This is a genomic window from Streptomyces sp. NPDC056503, from assembly GCF_042794995.1.
GTDB lineage: Bacteria > Actinomycetota > Actinomycetes > Streptomycetales > Streptomycetaceae > Streptomyces.
Genome location: NZ_JBHTST010000282.1, coordinates 1 through 1,276 on the forward strand (window position 1 = coordinate 1; position 1,276 = coordinate 1,276).

Annotated in this window: 3 protein-coding genes; all 3 read right to left on the bottom strand. The window is 32.9% G+C overall.

The window, feature by feature from the left end; genetic code table 11:
* A partial coding sequence (locus tag ACFQ8C_RS37050; RefSeq protein WP_383466367.1) for a hypothetical protein occupies positions 1 to 401 on the bottom strand: 401 nt, incomplete at its 3' end.
* A gap of 6 nt (positions 402 to 407) precedes the next feature.
* Positions 408 to 833 carry a hypothetical protein gene (locus tag ACFQ8C_RS37055; protein ID WP_383466369.1) on the bottom strand — a complete coding sequence of 142 codons (426 nt, stop codon included), beginning with the start codon at positions 831 to 833 and terminating at the stop codon, positions 408 to 410.
* Between the two features lie 195 nt (positions 834 to 1,028).
* Positions 1,029 to 1,276 (bottom strand): hypothetical protein (locus ACFQ8C_RS37060; RefSeq protein WP_383466371.1); only part of this gene is annotated, 248 nt, incomplete at its 5' end.

The window sequence follows — 1,276 nt, forward strand, 5'->3', positions numbered from 1 at the left end:
GCATTAAAGTATTTATTTGACTTCGTTTCTACTATAGCAAATACAGAAGGTCCCAAAAATATATCTTCAACGTCATAAGTTGGATGTTTATACTTTAAAGGAAAAGTTGAATTAGAATCATCGAAAATCTCAAATGTTAATATTTTATAATCACCAGCTACCATTCCAGTATTCTTTTGAAAAGTATTATTAAAGGCTTCCTTCGCCTTATCCTTATCAATTACAAAATCACCATTAGACATTTCTTCCGGATCAATTTGTAATGCAGCATCATGCGCCGCTACCTCAATATCTTCTTTTAGATATTTACTGGATCTCGCATAAACAGATATATTAGCACTTTGTACCATTGAAAAAATCATCACTAAAATAATTGCGAATACACGTATAAAATCATACATATACTATCACCTATACTCGCTCATAATATATTTTTCTTTTGTAAAAGGTTTATCGTTACTAAATTGGAACATCTCTAAAACATTGGTTTGAGGTTTCGGTACTGTAATAGAAATCCTCATTTCTTCTCCCCTTGCTGTGAGTGTTTCCGTCCCTTTAACTTCTATGCTATCTCTATCATAGTGATGTAGTTCAACAAGATAATCCTTTATTTGATTATATATTTCATTATCGTACCTACCTTGAAGCGCTGCTTCTTTCTGACCTTCATATAAAGCTAAAGTAATAGTTTCTTCTACCATACTAGCATTCTGTATTAAAGGGCCTTGAAAAGTGGTTAACACGACTAAAGGCAAACACAATAGAAAAACTAGAAATTTTTCCATACAACCCTCCTGCTTCTCTATTACATTATTTCCTATAAAATAAGCCATTGAGGTAATCTTATCTCAATGGCTTATTTATGGGTTATTCTACATTTGTTCCGTCAATAACTTCCGTAGTTTGTTGTGTTTTACCACCGATTGAGTCAGTCATGTCGCCTTGGAACATGTTAACAAAGATAAAACAAGCAAGTACGATAAACAATAGTGCAGCTACGAACTTTTCCATGAGTACCACTCACCCCCTTAAAATGGATTTGTTGTTACTGAATCTTTAGTCATTTCTAACATTAAATAAAGTAGCCATATAAAAACCATGACCGATGCTAAAGCGTAATAAGTAAAATATGCTGTTTTTCTTTTCCCTGAATTTTGGAGTTGTTGCTCATAATATTGATAAGAGAATACTTCGGATTCTGCTTCAATGATTTTCAAAGCTTCCTCCTTACTTGTTTTATCTAGCCGGTATAAAATATCTCCTATCGCTTCTGCAC